Consider the following 19,941-nt stretch of genomic DNA (forward strand, 5'->3'; position numbering starts at 1 on the left):
ACTCCCAATGCTTTCGGGGTTATGCCTGGTGCCACAACCGGTTGTTTGATGGTTTCTTAACTTATTGATAAATAATGATTTTTATCATGAAAATCGGAATATCCCGAAAGAGGTAGAAAGGTACCCCAAAGCAAATTGCCACCTGTCGTGTATTGACCTGAGTCAAATTCGGGACGGTCCCCTCCGCTTAGCGTGCGAGCCATTCCTGACCCCGCTGCGTTTGTCAGCAGGGCCTTGGCGCCAAGAGGATCGACCATGAGCAATATCGAAAAGTGGGACGTGGAGGACCAGGTCTTCTGGGACACCACCGGCAAGCGGGTCGCCAATCGCAACCTCTGGATCTCCATCCCGAGTCTGCTGATGGGCTTCGCCATCTGGCTGATGTGGGGCATCGTCACGGTGCAGATGCTCAATCTGGGCTTTCCCTTCGAGCCGGCCGAACTGTTCACCCTGACCGCCATCGCCGGTCTCACCGGCGCCACGCTGCGTATCCCGGCGTCGTTCATGATCCGCATCGCCGGCGGGCGCAACACCATATTCCTGACCACCGCCCTGCTGATGATCCCGGCCGCCGGCGCCGGCATCGCGCTGCAGAGCCAGGACACCCCACTGTGGGTGTTCCAGCTGCTGGCCTTCCTCTCCGGCATCGGTGGCGGCAACTTCGCCTGCTCGATGAGCAACATCAGCACCTTCTTCCCGAAGAACCAGCAGGGCCTGGCCCTGGGCCTGAACGCCGGCCTCGGTAACTTCGGCGTGACCACCATGCAGATCCTCATCCCGCTGGTGATGACCGCCGGTGTGTTCGGCGCGATGGCCGGTGCGCCGATGGAGCTGATCAAGGATAGCGGCACGCTGATCGGCAAGATCTCCGCCGGTACCGAAACCTGGATTCAGAACGCCGGCTGGGTCTGGCTGCTGTTCCTCGTCCCGCTGGCCTTCGCCGGCTGGTTCGGCATGAACAACCTGCTGGTGATCTCGCCAACACCGGGTTACCCGCTGAACGCCTTCGGCAAGATTCTCGGCCTCTATGCCGTGGGCTTCGTCGCCGCCGCCCTCGGCCTGTACCTCTACCTGCCTGCACCGACCGGCCTCGGCGTGCTGAACATGTGGGGCGTAATGCTGCTCACCATCGGCCTGACCCTCGGCATGCTGCGCATGCTGCCGGGCAGCATCAAGCCGAACATCAAGCGCCAGTTCACCATCTTCAGCGACAAGCACACCTGGTCGATGAGCATCCTCTACATCCTGACCTTCGGCTCGTTCATCGGCTTCTCCATGGCGCTGCCGCTGTCGATCACGGTGATCTTCGGCTTCATGAACGAAGTGGCCGCCGACGGCACCATCACCCGCGTCGCCAACCCCAACGCACCGAGCGCATTGACCTACGCCTGGATCGGCCCCTTCATCGGCGCCCTGATCCGTCCGCTGGGCGGCTGGATCTCCGACAAGGTCGGCGGCTCCATCGTCACCCAGGTGATCTCGGTGGTGATGGTCATCGCCTCGGTCGCCGCCGGCTACGTGATGCACCAGGCCTACGGCTCGGCCCAGCCCGAGGAGTACTTCTTCCTCTTCCTGGTGCTGTTCCTGGTGCTGTTCGCTGCCAGCGGCATCGGCAACGGCTCCACCTTCCGCACCATCGGCGTGATCTACGACCGCGAGAAGGCCGGCCCGGTCCTCGGCTGGACCTCCGCCGTCGCCGCCTACGGCTCCTTCGTCGCCCCCATCGTGATCGGCGAGCAGGTCAAGGCCGGTACCCCCGAAGTGGCGATGTACGGCTTCGCGGTGTTCTACGCGCTGTGCCTGATCCTCAACTGGTGGTTCTACCTGCGCCCCAACGCCTACGTGAAGAACCCCTGAGTCTGGAGAGCTGCCATGAACATCATGATTGCCTACGACAACTCGCGTAACGCCCGCAAAGCGTTGGACGCCACCCTCGAGATGTTCGGTCCGCTGAAGCCGCTGATCATGCTGATCGGCGTGGTGGAAGAGACCCGTGACACCAGCGATTCGGCGGTCGAGCTGTACGAGCGTGAGCGTCGCGAATTCCAGGCCTTCCTGCAGGAGGCGGCGGCCAAGGTCAGCGCCTTCGGCCTGGACGTCGACGTGATCCTCGCCGAAGGCGACGCCCGCAAGATGATCCTCAAGGCTGCCGAGCACAAGAAGCCGGACCTGCTGGTCATCGCGCGACATTCAAACGAACCGGACGGCGGCTTCATTTCCCGCTCGCTGAATCTGCTGGTCGACGAGCTCGACTACATGACCTTCGGCAGCGTCAGCGCCTTCCTGGCCCGCCGGGCGCCTTGCCCGGTCCTGATTCAAGCCTGCCCCTGAGTGAGGAGCTCATCATGAGAGTTTCTACGCTGTTCGAATGGAAGCGCCCCGAGATCCGGGCTCTGCACCTGACCTGGATCGCCTTCTACATTTGTTTCTTCGTCTGGTTCGGCATGGCGCCGCTGGCCTCGAGCATGCTGAAAAGCGTGAACTGGCTGACGCCCGAAGACCTCAAGCTGTTCGCCATCGCCAACGTGGCGCTGACCATCCCGGCGCGCATCCTGGTCGGCATGGCGCTCGACCACTGGGGCCCGCGTCGGGTGTTCTCGGTGCTGCTGGTGGTCATGGCGATCCCGGCCCTGTTCTTCGCCTTCGGTGACAGCCGCACCCAGCTGCTGGTCTCGCGCCTGATCCTCAGCTCCATCGGCGCCAGCTTCGTGGTCGGCATTCACATGACCGCCATGTGGTTCAAGCCCAAGGACATCGGTTTCGCCGAAGGCTTCTATGCCGGCTGGGGCAACTTCGGTTCCGCTGCTGCCGCCATGAGTCTGCCGGCCATCGCCATCCATGCCTTCGGTGGCCCGGAAGGCTGGCGTTGGGCTACGGCAAGCTCGGCCATCATCATGGCGCTGTATGGCGTCTACTACTGGTTCGCCATTACCGACGGCCCCGCCGGCACCGTGCACCGCAAGCCGCACAAGGCCAGTGCGCTGGAAGTCAGCACCTGGGCCGACATGATCAAGCTGATCATCTGGACCATTCCCATGGTCGGTGTGCTCGCTGTCCTGGTCTGGCGCGTCGAGGGCATGGGCTACCTGGGCTCCACTGGCGCGCTGATCTGTTACGCGGCGATCGTGCTGGTGGTGGTGTTTCAGGTGGTGCAGATCCTGCGGGTCAACGTGCCGATCCTGAAGAAGGGCGTGCCGGAAGACGACAAGTACCCCTTCAACACCGTGGCTGCGCTGAACTCCACCTACTTCGCCAACTTCGGTGCCGAGCTGGCGGTGGTGTCGATGCTGCCGATGTTCTTCGAGCAGACCTGGGGGCTGACGCCGACCACCGCCGGCATCATCGCCGCCTCCTTCGCCTTCGTGAACCTGGTGGCGCGGCCCATGGGCGGCCTGGTCTCCGACCGCTTCGGTAACCGTCGCTTCGTGATGCTGGCGTACATGCTGGGGATCGCCGTCGGCTTCCTGCTGATGGGCCTGATGAACTCCAAGTGGCCGCTGATCGTGGCCGTGGCGATCACCGTGCTCTGCTCGGTATTCGTCCAGGGCGCCGAAGGCGCGACCTTCGGGATCATCCCGTCGATCAAGCGCCGCGTCACCGGGCAGATCTCCGGCATGGCCGGGGCCTACGGCAACGTCGGTGCCGTCTGCTACCTGACTCTGTTCACCTTCGTGACCCCATCGCAGTTCTTCATGGTGATCGCCGCCGGTGCCTTCGTCAGCTTCGGGCTCTGCCTGCTCTGGCTGAAGGAGCCCGAGGGCGCGTTCTCCGACGAGTACTACGTGTCCAGCGTCGACCGTGAGCTGGAGGCCCGCCAGAAGCTCGCGTCCTGAGATTTCACCGAACGAATGCGCCAGCCACGCCGGCTGGCGCAAGCCGAGATTGATAAGCCGACCGGTCGGGCCAGTGGTTCGCAACCGGAGTGAGGAGAGAAAACGATGAGCCACTTGCTCGATCAACTGCGCTTCTTCAACAGGAAGCAAGGCGAGTTCGCCGATGGTCATGGTGAAACCCGCATCGAATCCCGCGACTGGGAGAACGTCTACCGCTCGCGCTGGCAGTACGACAAGATCGTGCGCTCGACCCACGGCGTGAACTGCACCGGTTCCTGCTCCTGGAAGATCTACGTCAAGAACGGCCTGATCACCTGGGAAACCCAGCAGACTGACTACCCGCGCACCCGCAACGACCTACCCAACCACGAGCCACGCGGCTGCCCGCGCGGTGCCAGCTACAGCTGGTACATCTACAGCGCCAACCGCCTGAAGTACCCCAAGGTGCGCAAGCCGCTGCTCAAGCTGTGGCGTGAAGCACGGCGCAACATGACCCCGGTGGACGCCTGGGCCAGCATCGTCGAGGACAAGGCCAAGGCCGAGTCCTACAAGAGCAAGCGCGGCATGGGCGGCTTCATCCGCTCGAGCTGGGACGAAGTCAACGAGATCATCGCCGCGGCCAACGTCTACACCGTCAAGCAGTACGGTCCGGACCGCGTCATCGGCTTCTCGCCGATCCCGGCCATGTCCATGGTTTCCTACGCGGCCGGTAGCCGTTACCTGTCGCTGATCGGCGGCGTGTGCCTGTCGTTCTACGACTGGTACTGCGACCTGCCGCCGGCCTCGCCGCAGATCTGGGGCGAGCAGACCGACGTGCCGGAATCGGCCGACTGGTACAACTCCAACTACATCATCGCCTGGGGCTCCAACGTCCCGCAGACCCGTACGCCGGACGCTCACTTCTTCACCGAGGTCCGCTACAAGGGCACCAAGACGGTCGCCATCACCCCGGACTACGCCGAAGTCGCCAAGCTCACCGACCTCTGGCTCAATCCGAAGCAGGGCACCGACGCCGCGCTGGCCCAGGCCTTCGCCCACGTCATCTTCAAGGAATTCCACCTGGAGAAGCCGAGCGAGTACTTCCGCGACTACGCCAAGCGCTACACCGACCTGCCGGTGCTGGTGCGCCTGAACGAGAAGGACGGCAGCTACATCGCCGACCGCTTCCTGCGCGCCTCCGACCTGGCCGACAACCTCGGCCAGGAAAACAACCCCGAGTGGAAGACCATCGCCGTCGACGGCAGCACCGGCGAGCTGGTTTCGCCGCTGGGTTCGATCGGTTACCGCTGGGGCGAGAAGGGCAAGTGGAACATCGAGGCCCGCGAAGGCAAGGACGGTCGTGATGTCGACCTCTCCCTGACCCAGATCGAGGGCGGCGAGACGGCCGAGGTCGCCTTCCCGTACTTCGGCGGCATCCTCCACGAGCACTTCCAGCACGCCGAAGGCGAAAGCATCCAGCTGCGCCGCGTGCCGGTCCGCACCATCACCCTGGCCGACGGCAGCACCACCAAGGTCGCCACCGTGTTCGACCTGATGGCTGCCAACCTGGGTATCGACCGTGGTCTGGGTGGCGGCAACGTCGCTTCCAGCTACGACGACGCCAGCGTGCCCGGCACTCCGGCCTGGCAGGAAGTCATCACTGGCGTGTCCCGCGAGAAGGCCATCCAGATCGCCCGTGAATTCGCCGACAACGCCGACAAGACCCATGGCCGGTCCATGATCATCGTCGGTGCGGCGATGAACCACTGGTACCACATGGACATGAACTACCGCGGCCTGATCAACATGCTGATGTTGTGCGGTTGCGTCGGTCAGACCGGTGGTGGCTGGGCGCACTACGTGGGTCAGGAGAAGCTGCGTCCGCAGTGTGGCTGGCTGCCGCTGGCCTTCGGCCTCGACTGGAGCCGTCCGCCGCGCCAGATGAACGGCACCAGCTTCTTCTACAACCACAGCTCGCAGTGGCGCCACGAGAAGATGAGCATCCACGAAGTGCTCTCGCCGCTGGCCGACAAGTCGCAGTTCCCCGAGCACATGCTCGACTACAACATCCGCGCCGAACGCGCCGGCTGGCTGCCGAGCGCACCGCAGCTCAACCGCAACCCGCTGCAGATCTGCCGTGATGCCGAGGCGGCCGGCATGTCGCCGGTCGACTACGTCACCCAGTCGCTGAAGGACGGCTCGCTGAAGTTCGCCTGCGAACAGCCGGACAATCCGGATAACTTCCCGCGCAACATGTTCGTCTGGCGCTCCAACCTCCTGGGCAGTTCGGGCAAGGGCCACGAGTACATGCTCAAGTACCTCCTGGGCACCAAGAACGGCGTGATGAACGAAGACCTGGGCAAGCGCGCCGACGGCTTCAAGCCGACCGAGGCCGAATGGCAGGACGAGGGCGCCATCGGCAAGCTCGATCTGGTCACCACCCTCGACTTCCGCATGTCCTCGACCTGCGTGTACTCCGACATCGTTCTGCCGACCGCGACCTGGTACGAGAAGGACGACATGAACACCTCGGACATGCACCCCTTCATCCACCCGCTGTCGGCGGCGATCGACCCGGCCTGGGAAGCCAAGTCCGATTGGGAGATCTACAAGGGCATCGCCAAGGCCTTCTCGAAGATGGCCGAAGGTCAGCTGGGCGTGGAGAAGGACCTGGTCACCGTGCCGCTCCTGCACGACAGCCCCGGCGAACTGGCGCAGCCGTTCGGCGGTACCGACTGGAAGACCGCTGGCGTCGATCCGCAGCCGGGCAAGAACTGCCCGAACATGGCCGTGGTCGAGCGCGACTACCCGGCCACCTACAAGAAGTTCACCTCCCTCGGCCCGCTGCTCGACAAGCTCGGCAACGGCGGCAAGGGCATCAACTGGAACACCCAGGATGAAGTCGATTTCCTCGGCGAGCTGAACTACAAGGTGCGCGACGAGGGCGTCAGCCAAGGGCGTCCGCAGATCGAATCGGCCATCGATGCTGCCGAGGTCATCCTCAGCCTGGCACCGGAAACCAACGGTCACGTTGCCGTGAAGGCCTGGGCCGCGCTGTCGGAATTCACCGGCCGCGACCACAGCCACCTGGCGCTGCCCAAGGAGCACGAGGCGATCCGCTTCCGTGACATCCAGGCGCAGCCGCGCAAGATCATCTCCAGCCCGACCTGGTCAGGCCTGGAAGACGAGCATGTGTCGTACAACGCCGGCTACACCAATGTTCACGAGCTGATCCCGTGGCGCACCATCACCGGTCGCCAGCAGTTCTTCCAGGATCACCCCTGGATGCAGGCCTTCGGCGAGCAGCTGATGAGCTACCGGCCGCCGATCAACACCCGCACGATCGATTACGTGAAGGGCAAGAAGAGCAACGGCAACCCCGAGATCGTCCTGAACTGGATCACCCCGCACCAAAAGTGGGGCATCCACAGCACCTACTCGGACAACCTGATCATGCTGACCCTGAGCCGTGGCGGCCCGATCGTGTGGATGTCCGAAGTCGACGCCAAGAAGGCCGGCATCGAGGACAACGACTGGATCGAGTGCTTCAACGCCAACGGCGCCCTGACCGCCCGCGCGGTGGTCAGCCAGCGCGTGATGGAAGGCATGGTGATGATGTACCACGCCCAGGAACGCATCGTGAACGTGCCGGGCGCCGAGAGCACCAAGACCCGCGGCGGCCACCACAACTCGGTGACCCGTGTGGTGCTCAAGCCCACCCACATGATCGGCGGCTACGCCCAGCAGGCGTACGGCTTCAACTACTACGGCACCGTGGGTTGCAACCGTGACGAGTTCGTCGTGGTGCGCAAGATGGCCAAGGTCGACTGGCTCGACGGCCCGAACGGCAACGACCTGCCGCAACCCCTGCCGCAAGATATCTGAGGAATAAGGCCATGAAGATTCGTTCACAAGTAGGCATGGTCCTGAACCTGGACAAGTGCATCGGCTGCCACACCTGCTCGATCACCTGCAAGAACGTCTGGACCAGCCGCGAAGGCATGGAATACGCCTGGTTCAACAACGTCGAGACCAAGCCCGGCATCGGCTACCCGAAGGAGTGGGAAAACCAGGACAAGTGGAAGGGCGGCTGGGTGCGCAACGGCGACGGCACCATCAACCCGAAGATCGGCGGCAAGTTCCGCGTGCTGGCGAACATCTTCGCCAACCCGGACCTGCCGACGATCGACGACTACTACGAGCCGTTCGACTTCGACTACCAGAACCTGCACACCGCGCCGATCTCCGAACATCAGCCGGTGGCGCGTCCGCGCTCGCTGATCTCCGGTCAGCGCATGGAGAAGATCGAGTGGGGCCCGAACTGGGAAGAGATTCTCGGTACCGAGTTCGCCAAGCGCCGCAAGGACAAGAACTTCGACAAGGTGCAGGCCGACATCTACGGCCAGTACGAAAACACCTTCATGATGTACCTGCCGCGCCTGTGCGAGCACTGCCTGAACCCGGCCTGCGCCGCGTCCTGCCCGAGCGGTGCGATCTACAAGCGCGAGGAGGATGGCATCGTCCTCATCGACCAGGAGAAGTGCCGCGGCTGGCGGATGTGCATCAGCGGCTGCCCGTACAAGAAGATCTACTTCAACTGGAAGAGCGGCAAATCCGAGAAGTGCATCTTCTGCTTCCCGCGCATCGAGGCCGGCATGCCGACCGTCTGTGCCGAGACCTGCGTGGGCCGCATCCGCTACCTCGGCGTGCTGCTGTACGACGCCGACCGCATCCATGAAGTGGCCAGCACCGTCAACGAGCAGGACCTGTACGCCAAGCAGCTGGAGATCTTCCTCGATCCGTTCGACCCGAAGGTCATCGAGCAGGCGCTCAACGACGGCGTTCCGATGTCGGTGATCGAAGCCGCGCAGAAGTCGCCGGTATACAAGATGGCGGTGGACTGGAAGCTGGCCCTGCCGCTGCATCCGGAATACCGCACGCTGCCGATGGTGTGGTACGTGCCGCCGCTGTCGCCGATCCAGAACGCCGCCAGCGCCGGTCACGTCAGCATGGACGGCGTGCTGCCGGACGTCGACAGCCTGCGCATCCCGCTGCGCTATCTGGCCAACCTGCTCACCGCAGGCGACGAGGAGCCGGTCAAGCTGGCGCTCAAGCGCATGCTCGCCATGCGTGCCTACAAGCGCGCCGAGCAGGTCGATGGCGTGCAGGACCTCAAGGTGCTGGAGAGCGTCGGCCTGTCGGTGGCCCAGGTGGAGGACATGTACCGCTACCTGGCCATCGCCAACTACGAGGACCGCTACGTGATCCCGACCGCGCACCGCGAAGAGGCCATGAGCGACGCCTTCGCCGAGCGCTCCGGTTGCGGCTTCAGCTTCGGCAGCGGCTGCTCGGGCGCCTCGGACACCAACATGTTCGGCGCCAGGAAGGCCAACCGCCGCGACATCATCAAGACCGTCCAGCTGTGGGAGGACTGAGCCATGCGCATCCTTAAAGTGATTTCCCTGCTGCTGGACTATCCCGACCAGCACCTGCGCGACGGCCATGCCGAACTGGCTCAGGCCATCGGTTCGGCCCGCGAGATCAGCCCGGAGCAGCGCATCGCGCTGCGCCGCCTGCTCGACGAGCTGACCGAAGACGACCTGATGGACGTGCAGGAGCGCTACACCGACCTGTTCGACCGCGGCCGTTCACTGTCGCTGCTGCTGTTCGAGCACGTGCATGGCGAGTCCCGCGATCGCGGCCAGGCCATGGTCGACCTGATGGCGCAGTACACCGAGGCCGGTTTCGAAATCGGCGTACGCGAGCTGCCGGACTACATCCCGCTGTACCTCGAGTACCTCGCCACCCGCGATGACCTCGAGGCCCGCGAGGGTCTGGCCGACGTGTCGCACCTGCTGGCTCTGCTGGCAGCGCGTCTGCAGGAACGCGAGAGCCCGCATGCCGCGTGCTTCACCGCACTGCTGCAGATCGCCGGCGAGCCGGTGCAGGAAACCCTGGCCAGCCTGCAGGAGCAGGTCGCCGCCGAAGAGCGCGACGACTCGCTGGAGGCGCTGGACAAGATCTGGGAGGAGGAGCAGGTCAACTTCCTCCAGGCCGAGCAGCAGGATCGCTGCCCATCCATGCCGAGCGGGCCGGGTAAGGCTCGCGAGGAAAGCCCGGTGCCGCTGCACTGGACCGATTTCAAGCATGACGGGCAGGCCGCCGCGCTCGCCCAGGAGGTGCGCAATGTCTAACTTCAATTTCCTGCTGTTCGGGGTCTACCCCTACATCGCCCTGGCCATCTGCCTGATCGGCAGCTGGGCGCGCTTCGACCTGTCGCAATACAGCTGGAAGGCCGGCTCGAGCCAGATGCTGTCGAACAACCGCATGCGCCTGGCGAGCAACCTGTTCCACGTCGGCATCATCTTCATCCTGGCCGGTCACTTCGTCGGCCTGCTGATGCCCGAGGCGCTGTATCACCACTTCATCACCAGCGGTCAGAAGCAGATCGTGGCGATGGTGTCCGGTGGCTTCTTCGGCATCCTCTGCCTGATCGGCCTGGTGATGCTGATCCATCGCCGGCTGACCGACGCGCGTGTGCGGGCCACCTCCAACACCAGCGACGTGATGATCCTGTTCGTGCTGCTGGCGCAGCTGGTGCTGGGGCTGCTGACCATCGTCGCCTCCACCGGCCACCTGGACGGTTCGGTGATGGTGCTGCTGGGCACCTGGGCACAGAGCCTGGTCACCCTGCAGCCGGTCAAGGCCGCAGGCGCCATCGAGTCGGTCAGCGTCATCTACAAGCTGCACGTGTTCCTCGGCATGACCCTGTTCGTGCTGTTCCCCTTCACCCGTCTGGTGCACATCGTCAGCGCGCCGGTGTGGTACCTGGGCCGGCGCTACCAGATCGTCCGGCAGAAGGGCGTCAAGCCGGCCATGCCGCGTCCGCAGCGCCCGCGCACCTACGAAGCACCGGTACGCGAAACTGCCGTGCCGTCCGCCGTGCCTGCCACGGCAAAGAGCAAGAGCCCGGTATGACCCTTGCCGGCTGACGCCCACGCGTCAGCCGGTCTGGCCGATCGGATCGAAGCTTCAAGCGTCTTATCGAGGTAATCATCATGGGTTGTGGATGTGGTGGAAGCACGGGTGGTGGCGGCTGCGGTGGCGGCGCCCGCCCGGAAATCGAAGTGCCGGCCGAGGCCCCTCTTTTCGAGGAGCTGCCGCATGAAGAAGAACACCAGCCCGCCGAGGAGCAGGCCTCCGGCGAGCCGCTGCTGATCGCCAGCAGCGAGCAGGAGTGGCCGCGGGTGCGGGTCAACGGGGTGGCGATCGCGCCCCAGGCCATCGCCCAGGAATTGCAGTATCACCCCGCCGAGAGCCGCGACGAGGCGGTCTTTCTGGCGACCCAGGCACTGGTGGTGCGCGAGCTGTTGCAGCAGCGCATCGCCGAACTCGGCCTGGTGGTGCGTGCTGAATTCGGTGAAAGCGAGGAAGAAGCGGCCACCCGCACGCTGATCGAACAGGAAGTGCCGCTGCCGCTGGCCGACGAGGCGGCCTGTCAGCAGTACTACAACGGCAACCGTCAGCGCTTCTTCAGCGCGCCGCTGCTGGCCGCGCGGCACATCCTGCTGGCCTGTCCGGGGGATGACGCCGAAGCGCGCAGCCTGGCGCGGGAACAGGCGCTGGGCCTGTTGCAGCAACTGCAGGCGGCGCCGCAACGCTTCGCCGAGCTCGCGTTGCAGCATTCGGCCTGTCCGTCCAAGGAGCAGGGCGGGGCGCTTGGGCAGATCAGCAAGGGCCAGACCGTGCCGGAGTTCGAGCGCCAGCTGTTCCGTCTGCCGGTCGGCCTCTGCCAGCAGCCGCTGGAAAGCCGCTATGGCTACCATCTGGTGTTCGTCGACCAGCGTATCGAGGGCGAGCAATTGCCCTATGAGATCGTCGCCGGAACGATTCGCGCCGAACTCAACCAGCGTGTCTGGCAGATCGGCGTCAGCCAGTACCTGCAGAACCTGGTGGGGGCGGCGAACATCGAAGGCATTCACCTGCAGGGCGCGGAAACGCCACTGATGCAATGACGGCGGCTTGGCCCTGCGTCGGGTGGATGATGCTTCACCACCCACCACGCGGGGCCCACGGTGGATGAAAAAGTGTCATCCACCCTACGAGGCTTCAGAGGTGTTATCGATGACTCAACTACGCGATGCCCACAACCGCCAGATCGACTACCTGCGCATGTCGGTCACCGACCGCTGCGACTTCCGCTGCGTCTACTGCATGGCCGAGGACATGACCTTCCTGCCGCGCCAGCAGGTGCTCGGTCTGGAGGAGCTGGAGCGCATCGCGCGCATCTTCGTCGGGCTGGGCGTGAAGAAGATTCGCCTCACCGGCGGCGAGCCGCTGGTACGCCAGGGCATCGTCGGTCTCTGCGAGCGCATCGCGGCCTTGCCCGGTCTGCGTGAACTGGTGATGACCACCAACGGCTCGCAGCTGGTCAGGCTCGCCGCACCGCTGGCACGGGCCGGGGTCAAGCGGCTGAACATCAGTCTGGATAGTCTGGACGCCGAGAAATTCCACGCCATTACCCGCACCGGCCAGCTGCAGCAGGTGCTCGACGGCATCGATGCGGCGCGCGCCGCCGGCTTCGAGCGGATCAAGCTCAATGCCGTGGTGATGAAGGGCCGCAACGCCGAGGAAGTCGCCGACCTGGTGGACTTCGCCATCGCCGGCGGGCTGGACCTGAGCTTCATCGAGGAAATGCCGCTGGGCGATGTCGGCCGTTCGCGCGGCGAGAGCTTCTGCTCCAGCGACGAGGTCAAGGCGCTGATCGCCGAGCGTCACGCGCTGATCGATTCGGCCGAGCAGAGCGGCGGGCCGGCGCGCTATGTGCGCCTGCCGGAGCACCCGCAGACGCGCATCGGCTTCATCTCGCCGCATTCGCACAACTTCTGCGCCACCTGCAACCGCGTGCGGCTGACCGTGGAAGGTCGCCTGCTGCTGTGCCTGGGCCACGAGCATTCCATCGACCTGCGCGCACTGCTGCGCCGCCACCCGACCAGCGACCAGCCGGTGATCGACGCCATTCACGCCGCGCTGCAACGCAAACCGCTGCGTCACGAATTCTCCAGCGGCGGCGAGGTCCAGGTATTGCGCTTCATGAACGCCAGCGGCGGTTGACTGCCCGCGCCGAACGGGCTGCGGGCCGACCGTTTTATTCGCTACCATCGGCCGGCACTGCCGGTCTGACCCATGCCCCGCTGCGTTGCAGTCGGGTTTGTCGCAACGCTCGCTGACCAACGCCATGCGCGTTGGTCGACCTGCCGGCACCGCCTGCCGCGCGCCTACCTCCAACGGGGAATGGGCTGGCCCGCGGCGCCGGTGCAGCCTGCGCACACATCTTCAAGGGAGTTTCGAGCCATGGCTCACCTGTCCAACACCGAATTCCAGCCTCTGAACATCGCCGTGCTCACGGTGAGCGATACCCGCAACCTGGACACCGATACCTCCGGCCAGGCGCTGATCGACGGCCTGCAGAGCGCAGGCCATACGCTGGCCGAGCGGGCCATCGTCAAGGACGACATCTGGCAGATCCGCGCCCGGGTGTGCAACTGGATCGCCAGCGAAAACGTGCAGGTGGTGCTGATCACCGGCGGCACCGGTTTCACCGCCCGCGACAACACCCCGCAGGCCGTACAGCCGCTGCTGGACAAGGACGTCGACGGCTTCGGCGAACTGTTCCGCCATGTATCGCTGAGCGAGATCGGCACCTCCACGGTGCAGTCCCGCGCGCTGGCCGGGATGAGCAACGGCACGCTGGTCTGCTGCCTGCCGGGTTCAACCAACGCCTGCCGCACCGCCTGGAACAAGATCCTCGTCGAGCAGTTGGATAGCCGTACCAAACCCTGCAACTTCGTCCCGCACCTGAAGGCGGCCGCGGTGGACAACTGCGGGCCACGCTCATGAGCGCCTGCGGCTGCGATACCGGCGGGCTGAAGCCGGTCGACGAGGCCATCGCCGAGCTGCTGGCGCGGGTGCCGGCGCCGCCCGCGGTGGAAGAGGTCGCGCTGCGCGATGCCCTCGGTCGCGTGCTCGCCGAGCCGCTGGATGCCAGCTTTCCGGTGCCCCCCTGGGACAATAGCGCGATGGACGGCTACGCCCTGCGCGCCGCCGATCTGCCGGCCGAAGGCGGTGCGCTGCCACTGGCCGGACGCATCGCCGCCGGGGACGCCGCCAGTCAGCAGCTGCCGGCCGGGCATGCGGTGCGCATTTTCACCGGCGCGCCGTTGCCGCCGGGCGCGGACGCCGTGGTGGCGCAGGAAAACTGCCGTATCGAAGGCGATCGCATCTGGCTGCCGGCGGTGAACGCCGGTGACAACGTGCGCTGCCTGGGTGAGGAAACCGCGGCTGGCGAGCGTCTGATCGACGCCGGCAAGCGTCTGCGCCCGCAGGAGCTCGGCCTGCTGGCGACCTTCGGCGTGGCGCGGGTGAAGGTGTACCGGCGCCTGCGCGTGGCGCTGCTGTCCAGCGGCAACGAACTGCGCGAGCCGGGCGAGCCGCTGGACGCCGGGCAGATCTACAACTCCAACCGCTACAGCCTGCTCGGCGTGTTGCAGAGCCTCGGCTGCGAAGTGCACGACTACCCGATCCTGATCGACGATCTGGGCGCCAGCCGCGACGCGCTGGCCGATGCGGCGAGCCGCTTCGACCTGATCATCACCTCGGGCGGTGTTTCGGTGGGTGAGGAGGATCATCTCAAGCAGGCGATTCGCGAATTGGGCGAGCTGCACCTGTGGCGTCTGGCGATCCAGCCGGGCAAGCCGCTGGCCTTCGGCGAAGTCAACGGCACGCCGTGGATCGGCCTGCCCGGCAACCCGGCGGCGGCACTGGTCACCTCGCTGGTGGTGGCTCGGCCGTTCCTGCTGCGCGCCCAGGGCTGCACGCAGGTGCAGGTCACGCCGCTGCGCCTGCCTGCCGGCTTCGCCTGGCGCAAGGCCAACGTGCGCCAGCAGTTCCTGCGCGCGCGGCTCGAAGCGGTCGATGGCCGGCTCGAGGTGCGTCTGTTCCCGCGCCAGGGCTCGGCCATGCTGACCTCGGCGACCTGGGCGGATGGCCTGGCCATCGTCGAGTGCCAGCGCACCCTCGCCGAAGGCGAGCTGGTGCAGTACCTGCCGTTCAGCGAACTGCTCGGCTGAAACGCCACAACGCCCGGCCGATGCGAATCGGCCGGGCGTTGTCGCGTCTGCGCCTCAGGCCTGGTGGCGCTGCGGTAGCATGCGCAACAGGGTGCCGTCGCGGCGCACGTACTGGTGGAACAGCGCGGCTGCGGCATGCAGGCCGATCAGCCAGTAGCCGGCCACCGCCAGCGTTTCATGCAGCTCCTTGAAATCGCCGGCCAGCGCCTTGTCCGCGCCGATCAGCGCTGGCAGCTCGAGGCCGAAGAAGGGGATCGGCTTGCCCGCCGCGCTCAGGGTCAGCCAGCCGAGCAGCGGCAGACCGATCATCAGGCCGTACAGCGCCAGGTGCATCAGCTTGGCCAGCGCCTGTTCCCAACCCGCGCCGGCAAGCGAGCGCGGCGCCGGGTGCAACCAGCGGGCGATCAGCCGCAGCCAGACCAGCGCGAACACCGTCATGCCCAGCATGAAATGCCAGTGCTTGAGCAACTCGCGTGGCTCGCTGCCCTTGGCGAAGTTGCCCTTGAGTTCGATGGTGGCGTAGACGGCGGCAATCAGCAGCAGCATCAGCCAGTGCAGGGCGATGCTCAGCCGGCCGTAACGCGGCAGGGGGGTGGTCACAGACATTTCACGCACTCCGTGTAGGGGAATGGCGGCAGTCTAGGGCGCCAGGCTTAAGCGAACCTTAGCGAATGCCCGTTGCGCCTGTGGCGTGCGGTCGCGGCTGCGCGCCAGTGGTCGTGCTGAGAGGCTGGCGGGGCAGGTGCACGGCGACCTGCAGCCCGCCGAGCGGCGAGTCGGCCAGCTCGATGCTGGCGCCGTGCAGCTCGGCAATGCGCGCGACGATGGCCAGGCCGAGGCCCGCACCCTGGCCGTCACCCTGTCGATAGAAGCGCTCGAACAGCTTGTCACGTTGCGTCGCCGGCACCCCGGGGCCGCTGTCGTCCACCTGTAGCGTGATCGCGGTAGCGGTGGCCTGCAGGCCGACCTGGATCTGGCCGCCGTCGGGGGTGTACTGCAGGGCGTTGCCGACCAGATTCTGCAGCAGCGTGGCGAGGCTCGCCGCATCGCCGCTGAGGTGGAAATCGGCCAGCTCGTCGACATCCAGCGTCAGCTCCTGGCCGCGGGCCAGCGCCAGGGGCGTTAGCTCGGCGAGGGTTTTACGACACAGCGGCAGCAGATCGAGGTCGGTCAGGCCCAGGCGCTGGGCACTCGGTTCCAGGCGCGCCAGGGTCAGCAGCTGGGTGACCACGCGGGTGGTGCGGTCGACGCCGGCGATCAGCTGTTCGAGAGCCCGTTCGCGCTCGTCCTCGCTGGCGGCCTGCAGCGCGTTCTGTGCATGGATGCGCAGCACCGCCAGCGGCGTGCGCAGTTCGTGGGCGGCGTCGGCGATGAAGCGCTTCTCCCGTTCGATCAGCTGATTGACCTGTTGCAGCAGGCGATTGAGCGAGGCCGCCACCGGTTCCAGCTCCTGCGGCAGCGGTGCCAGCAACAGCGGCGCGAGGTTGTCCGGGTCGCGGCTCTTGAGCAACTGAGCCATGCGTGCCAGCGGGCGCAGGCCCCAGCCCACCGCCAGCCAGATCAGCAACGCCAGCAGTGGCAGGCCGACGAGGTCGGGCAACAGGCTGCGCCGGGCGATCTTGCCCACCAGCTCGCCCCGCACATCGCCGCGCTCGCTGACCAGAATCCACAGCGCGTCCTCGCGGTCGTGCAGCAGGAACAGGCGCCAGGCATGGCCGTCGAGCAGCACCTCGTGATAGCCGCCGGCCAGGTGGCTGAACGGCGACGCCGAACCCGCGGCCAGCTGCTGCAGGGCGCCGTTCGGTGCGCCGGCCGACTGCAGCACGCTGTTGCCGTCCTCGGCGTAGACCTGAAAACCCAGCTTGGTCTCGTAGTCGTGCCCCGGCACGCCCTGATCGCGGCGAGCGTTCACCGCCGCATCCAGCGCGGTTTGCAGGGCCTGACGGGCCTGCGGCTCCATCTCGCGCATCACCAGGCCCTGCACCAGCCGCGCGCTTTGCGCCAGCTGGGCGTCGAACAGTTCCTCGATCTCGTGGCGCGCGTCGCGGTAGCTGCGCCAGGAGATCAGGCTCAGCGAGACCAGCAGGGTGCCGAGCAGCAGCGCCAGGGTGCGCTGGCGGATCGAGCGCTTCAGCATTTGTCCACCAGATAGCCGACGCCGCGCACGGTGCGGATCAGCTCGGGAAAGAACTTCTTGCGCAGGTGGTGGATGTGCACCTCCAGCGCATTGCTCTCGACGTCCTCGTCCCAGCCGTAGAGCACCTGCTGCAGGCGATCGCGGGTCAGCACGCGACCGGGCTGGGCGAGCAGCTCGTGGAGCAGGACGAACTCCTTGCGCGGCAGGTTGATCGGCGTGCCCTGGTAACTGACCTGCTGGTTGACCGGGTCGAGCAGGATGCCGCGGTATTCCAGCACCGGTTCCGGTCGATTGAAGCTGCGCCGGAGCAGGGCACGCAGGCGGGCCTTGAGTTCGGCGACGTCGAACGGCTTGACCAGGTAGTCGTCGGCGCCGGCGTCCAGCCCGGCGATGCGGTCGCTGGTGGCATCGCGCGCGGTGAGTACCAGCACCGGCACCGGATTGCCGGCAGCGCGCAGGCGCTTGAGAAGCTCCAGCCCGTCCAGGCGCGGCAGGCCGAGGTCGAGGATGACCAGCTCGAAGCTTTCATGGTTCAGCGCGTGCAGCGCGCTGGCGCCGTCCTGCAGCCAGTCCACCGTATAGCCCTCCGGCTTGAGCGCGGTGCGGATGCCCTCGCCAAGGGCGCGATCGTCTTCCACCAGCAGAATGCGCATGTCGTTCCTGTCGTTCCTGTCGTTCTCGGCCGCTGGGCGTTGCTGTGCATTCAACGCCGCCGTCTCGGTTTATTCCAGCTTTTCCTTGACCTTGCCGAGCAGCGCGCGGGCTTCGTCGCGGCGACCGGCATCGGCGACTTCACGACCCGCGCGGTCGGACGCGGCGAGGGCCTTTTCCAGCGCCGCGCGCGCTTCCCCGTAGCGTTTCTGACGCAGCAGGAAATCACCGTGGAAGTAGTTCGGGTCGATGCCGTTCGGGTTCAGCGCCAGCGCCTGCTTGAACAGCGCCTCGGCCTTGTCCTCGTCACCGAAACCGATCGGCCACCCGGGCACCTGGTAGTAGAGACTGGCGAGGCTGGTGTAGGCCGAACCGTCGAGTGCCGCGGGGTCGAGTTCGATGGCCTTTTCCAGTTCGGCCTTGGCCTGCTTGACCAGCCCCAGCGCGCCGAGTCCGCCTTTGGCGCCAGCCCAGGTGCTGAGCACGATGCCGTGCCAGATATGCAGTTCGGCGGCCTGCGGTTCGCCGATCACAGCGCTTTGGGCCTGCGAAGCGAGCCTGGCGAAGGCGGTTTCGCGCTGAGCCTCGGGCGTCTGGTAGTTGATCTCGGCCCAGCGCGTCTGGATCTGACGTAGCGACGACTCGCCGGCCGGGCTGAGAGCGAAGGAGGGCTGGCTGGCCAGGGCCAGCATCAGGGCGCAAAGGCCTAACAGAGGCTTCATGGGTGTTCTCCGGGAGCGGTGGGTTGCGGTGCGGGTGGCTGTTCGGCACGGGCAAAGCGCTTGATCACCGGCAATTGCTTGCGCAGCGCCTGGTCGACCAGTCGCGGCAGCACGCCGTTGAGGCGCACGAAGAGTTTTTCCGGCCAGCCGAGATAGAACTCCTCTCGCTCGGCGGTGATGGCATGGACGATCTGCCGGGCGACCTCTTGCGGATCATCCATCTCCACCTTCAGCTCGTCGTTCATCGCTACCACGTCGGCGCTGTTCATCGCCGTACGGGTGGCGCGCGGCGCGATATAGAGCACCTTGATCTGGCTGTCGGCCAGCTCGCGGCGCAGCGCCTCGGAGAAGCCGCGCAAGGCGAACTTGCTGGCGCAGTAGGCGGTGAAGCCGGGGTAGCCGATGGAGCCGAAAGTCGAGCCGAGATTGACCAGCAGCGCTCGCGGTTGCTGGCGCAGCAAGGGCAGCAGCAGGTGGGTCAACTGCAGGGTGGCGGTGACGTTGACGCCGATCAGCCGGGCGATGGCGTCCTCGTCCTGTTGTTCGAGCAGGCTGAACTGATTGACCCCAGCGGCGTTGATCACACCGTTGAGCCCGCCAAAGCGGCGCGCGGCCTCCAGCACCAGCTGTCGCCCGCTGCGTTGGGTGAGGTCTGCCACGACCAGACTGATCTGCCCAGGGTAACGGCGGGCCAGGCTTTCCAGCGCAATGCTGTCGCGCCCCACCAGCAGCAGCCGGGCACCGCCGGCGCAGAGCCGTTCCACCAGCAGCTGGCCGATACCGCCGCTGGCACCGGTGAGCAGGAGGCGCGCGTCAGGCAAGTGCATGGTCGTGCTCCGCCGCGGGAAGGCTGCGGAAGATGTCGCCATAGAGGCGGTAGACCACCCGTGCGGTGTGCACCACGGCGGCCTTGTCGTCCTCGTTATCGAGGCGGTTCATCAGGCGCTTGAAGAACTCGATGTGCTCCAGGTCCAGGCTGCCGTGGGAGGTCAGGTAGCTGAACGCCTTGGCCGGCAGGTCGAGCTTGTCCTGCAGCACGCCGGCGGCCTGGGTGGCCAGGGCGATGCTGGTACCTTCGAGCACGTTGACCATGCCGAAGAAGCTCGCCGGGTTGTGCCGGGCGATGCGGTCGTAGACGTAGGCGACCATCAGCTCGGTGGGCAGCGCCGGCTGGCCATGGCGCACCGCCTCGGCATCGCCGCCGCAGGCGCGGATGTCGTTGAGGATCCATTCCTGGTGGCCGATCTCTTCCTCGATGTACTCGGCGATGGCCTCGCGCAGCCATTCCAGCCGCTCCGGCAGGCGCGCACCGCAGGCCATCAGCAGCGGCACCGTGTGTTTGACGTGGTGGTAGGCCTGGGTGAGGAAGGCGATGTATTGCGCGCGGGTTGCGGTGCCGGCGAGTGCCGAATGGATGATCGGCGCGGCCAACAGGTAGTCGCGCTCGGCGCTGGTCTGCTGTTGCAGCTGGTCGAAGAATTCCATGGTGA

At 65.9% G+C, this 19,941-nt stretch carries 17 protein-coding genes; 11 read left to right on the plus strand and 6 right to left on the minus strand.

The annotated features are described in order from the left end of the window. Positions 1-255 precede the first annotated feature (255 nt). The 11 genes from PSTAB_RS03970 (at position 256) to PSTAB_RS04020 (ending at position 14,941) form a co-directional block, all read left to right on the plus strand. Positions 256-1,857 (plus strand): MFS transporter, encoded by a 1,602-nt coding sequence (locus PSTAB_RS03970; protein WP_013981795.1) that lies wholly within the window; start codon positions 256-258, stop codon positions 1,855-1,857. Positions 1,858-1,872: 15 nt separating this feature from the next. Continuing rightward, positions 1,873-2,331 (plus strand): universal stress protein, encoded by a 459-nt coding sequence (locus PSTAB_RS03975; RefSeq protein ID WP_011912084.1) that lies wholly within the window; start codon positions 1,873-1,875, stop codon positions 2,329-2,331. A gap of 14 nt (positions 2,332-2,345) precedes the next feature. Next, positions 2,346-3,833: an MFS transporter gene (locus PSTAB_RS03980; RefSeq protein WP_013981796.1), complete on the plus strand. Its 1,488-nt coding sequence runs from the start codon at positions 2,346-2,348 to the stop codon at positions 3,831-3,833. 105 nt (positions 3,834-3,938) lie between these two features. Then, positions 3,939-7,697, plus strand: coding sequence for a nitrate reductase subunit alpha (locus tag PSTAB_RS03985; RefSeq protein WP_013981797.1), 3,759 nt, complete (start codon positions 3,939-3,941; stop codon positions 7,695-7,697). An 11-nt stretch (positions 7,698-7,708) separates the two neighbouring features. Next, positions 7,709-9,247: a nitrate reductase subunit beta gene (gene narH, locus PSTAB_RS03990; protein ID WP_013981798.1), complete on the plus strand. Its 1,539-nt coding sequence runs from the start codon at positions 7,709-7,711 to the stop codon at positions 9,245-9,247. A 3-nt stretch (positions 9,248-9,250) separates the two neighbouring features. Next, entirely contained in the window at positions 9,251-10,006 is a 756-nt protein-coding gene (gene narJ / locus PSTAB_RS03995; RefSeq protein ID WP_013981799.1) for a nitrate reductase molybdenum cofactor assembly chaperone, read from the plus strand. After that, entirely contained in the window at positions 9,999-10,790 is a 792-nt protein-coding gene (narI, locus tag PSTAB_RS04000) for a respiratory nitrate reductase subunit gamma (RefSeq protein WP_013981800.1), read from the plus strand. The genes narJ and narI overlap by 8 nt, the downstream gene beginning before the upstream one ends. 80 nt (positions 10,791-10,870) lie before the next feature. Beyond that, entirely contained in the window at positions 10,871-11,827 is a 957-nt protein-coding gene (locus PSTAB_RS04005; protein ID WP_013981801.1) for a peptidylprolyl isomerase, read from the plus strand. Positions 11,828-11,936: 109 nt separating this feature from the next. Next, a complete protein-coding gene (gene moaA, locus PSTAB_RS04010; protein WP_013981802.1) occupies positions 11,937-12,926 on the plus strand; it encodes a GTP 3',8-cyclase MoaA in 990 nt (329 codons plus the stop codon). A 240-nt stretch (positions 12,927-13,166) separates the two neighbouring features. Then, on the plus strand, positions 13,167-13,712 hold the full coding sequence (moaB, locus tag PSTAB_RS04015) for a molybdenum cofactor biosynthesis protein B (protein ID WP_013981803.1): 546 nt from the start codon (positions 13,167-13,169) through the stop codon (positions 13,710-13,712). Then, positions 13,709-14,941: a molybdopterin molybdotransferase MoeA gene (locus PSTAB_RS04020; RefSeq protein WP_013981804.1), complete on the plus strand. Its 1,233-nt coding sequence runs from the start codon at positions 13,709-13,711 to the stop codon at positions 14,939-14,941. Before moaB ends, PSTAB_RS04020 begins: the two co-directional genes overlap by 4 nt. A gap of 54 nt (positions 14,942-14,995) precedes the next feature. Here PSTAB_RS04020 and PSTAB_RS04025 read toward each other — a convergent pair whose 3' ends face one another. The 6 genes from PSTAB_RS04025 to PSTAB_RS04050 all read right to left on the minus strand — a co-directional run bounded on the left by PSTAB_RS04025 (position 14,996) and on the right by PSTAB_RS04050 (position 19,936). Further along, positions 14,996-15,547: a cytochrome b gene (locus PSTAB_RS04025; RefSeq protein ID WP_013981805.1), complete on the minus strand. Its 552-nt coding sequence runs from the start codon at positions 15,545-15,547 to the stop codon at positions 14,996-14,998. A gap of 58 nt (positions 15,548-15,605) precedes the next feature. After that, positions 15,606-17,078, minus strand: a complete 1,473-nt coding sequence (locus tag PSTAB_RS04030; RefSeq protein ID WP_013981806.1) for an ATP-binding protein — start codon at positions 17,076-17,078, stop codon at positions 15,606-15,608. Beyond that, entirely contained in the window at positions 17,072-17,731 is a 660-nt protein-coding gene (locus tag PSTAB_RS04035) for a response regulator (RefSeq protein ID WP_013981807.1), read from the minus strand. The genes PSTAB_RS04030 and PSTAB_RS04035 overlap by 7 nt, the downstream gene beginning before the upstream one ends. 69 nt (positions 17,732-17,800) lie before the next feature. Further along, the gene (locus PSTAB_RS04040; RefSeq protein ID WP_013981808.1) at positions 17,801-18,451 is read right to left on the minus strand and encodes a tetratricopeptide repeat protein; all 651 of its coding nucleotides are present in this window, start codon (positions 18,449-18,451) and stop codon (positions 17,801-17,803) included. Then, a complete protein-coding gene (locus PSTAB_RS04045) occupies positions 18,448-19,278 on the minus strand; it encodes an SDR family oxidoreductase (RefSeq protein WP_013981809.1) in 831 nt (276 codons plus the stop codon). Before PSTAB_RS04045 ends, PSTAB_RS04040 begins: the two co-directional genes overlap by 4 nt. Beyond that, on the minus strand, positions 19,265-19,936 hold the full coding sequence (locus PSTAB_RS04050) for a TenA family transcriptional regulator (RefSeq protein WP_013981810.1): 672 nt from the start codon (positions 19,934-19,936) through the stop codon (positions 19,265-19,267). Before PSTAB_RS04050 ends, PSTAB_RS04045 begins: the two co-directional genes overlap by 14 nt. Between the last annotated feature and the right edge of the window lie 5 nt (positions 19,937-19,941).

Origin of the sequence: Stutzerimonas stutzeri, from assembly GCF_000219605.1 — a bacterium.
GTDB classification, from domain to species: Bacteria; Pseudomonadota; Gammaproteobacteria; order Pseudomonadales; family Pseudomonadaceae; genus Stutzerimonas; species Stutzerimonas stutzeri.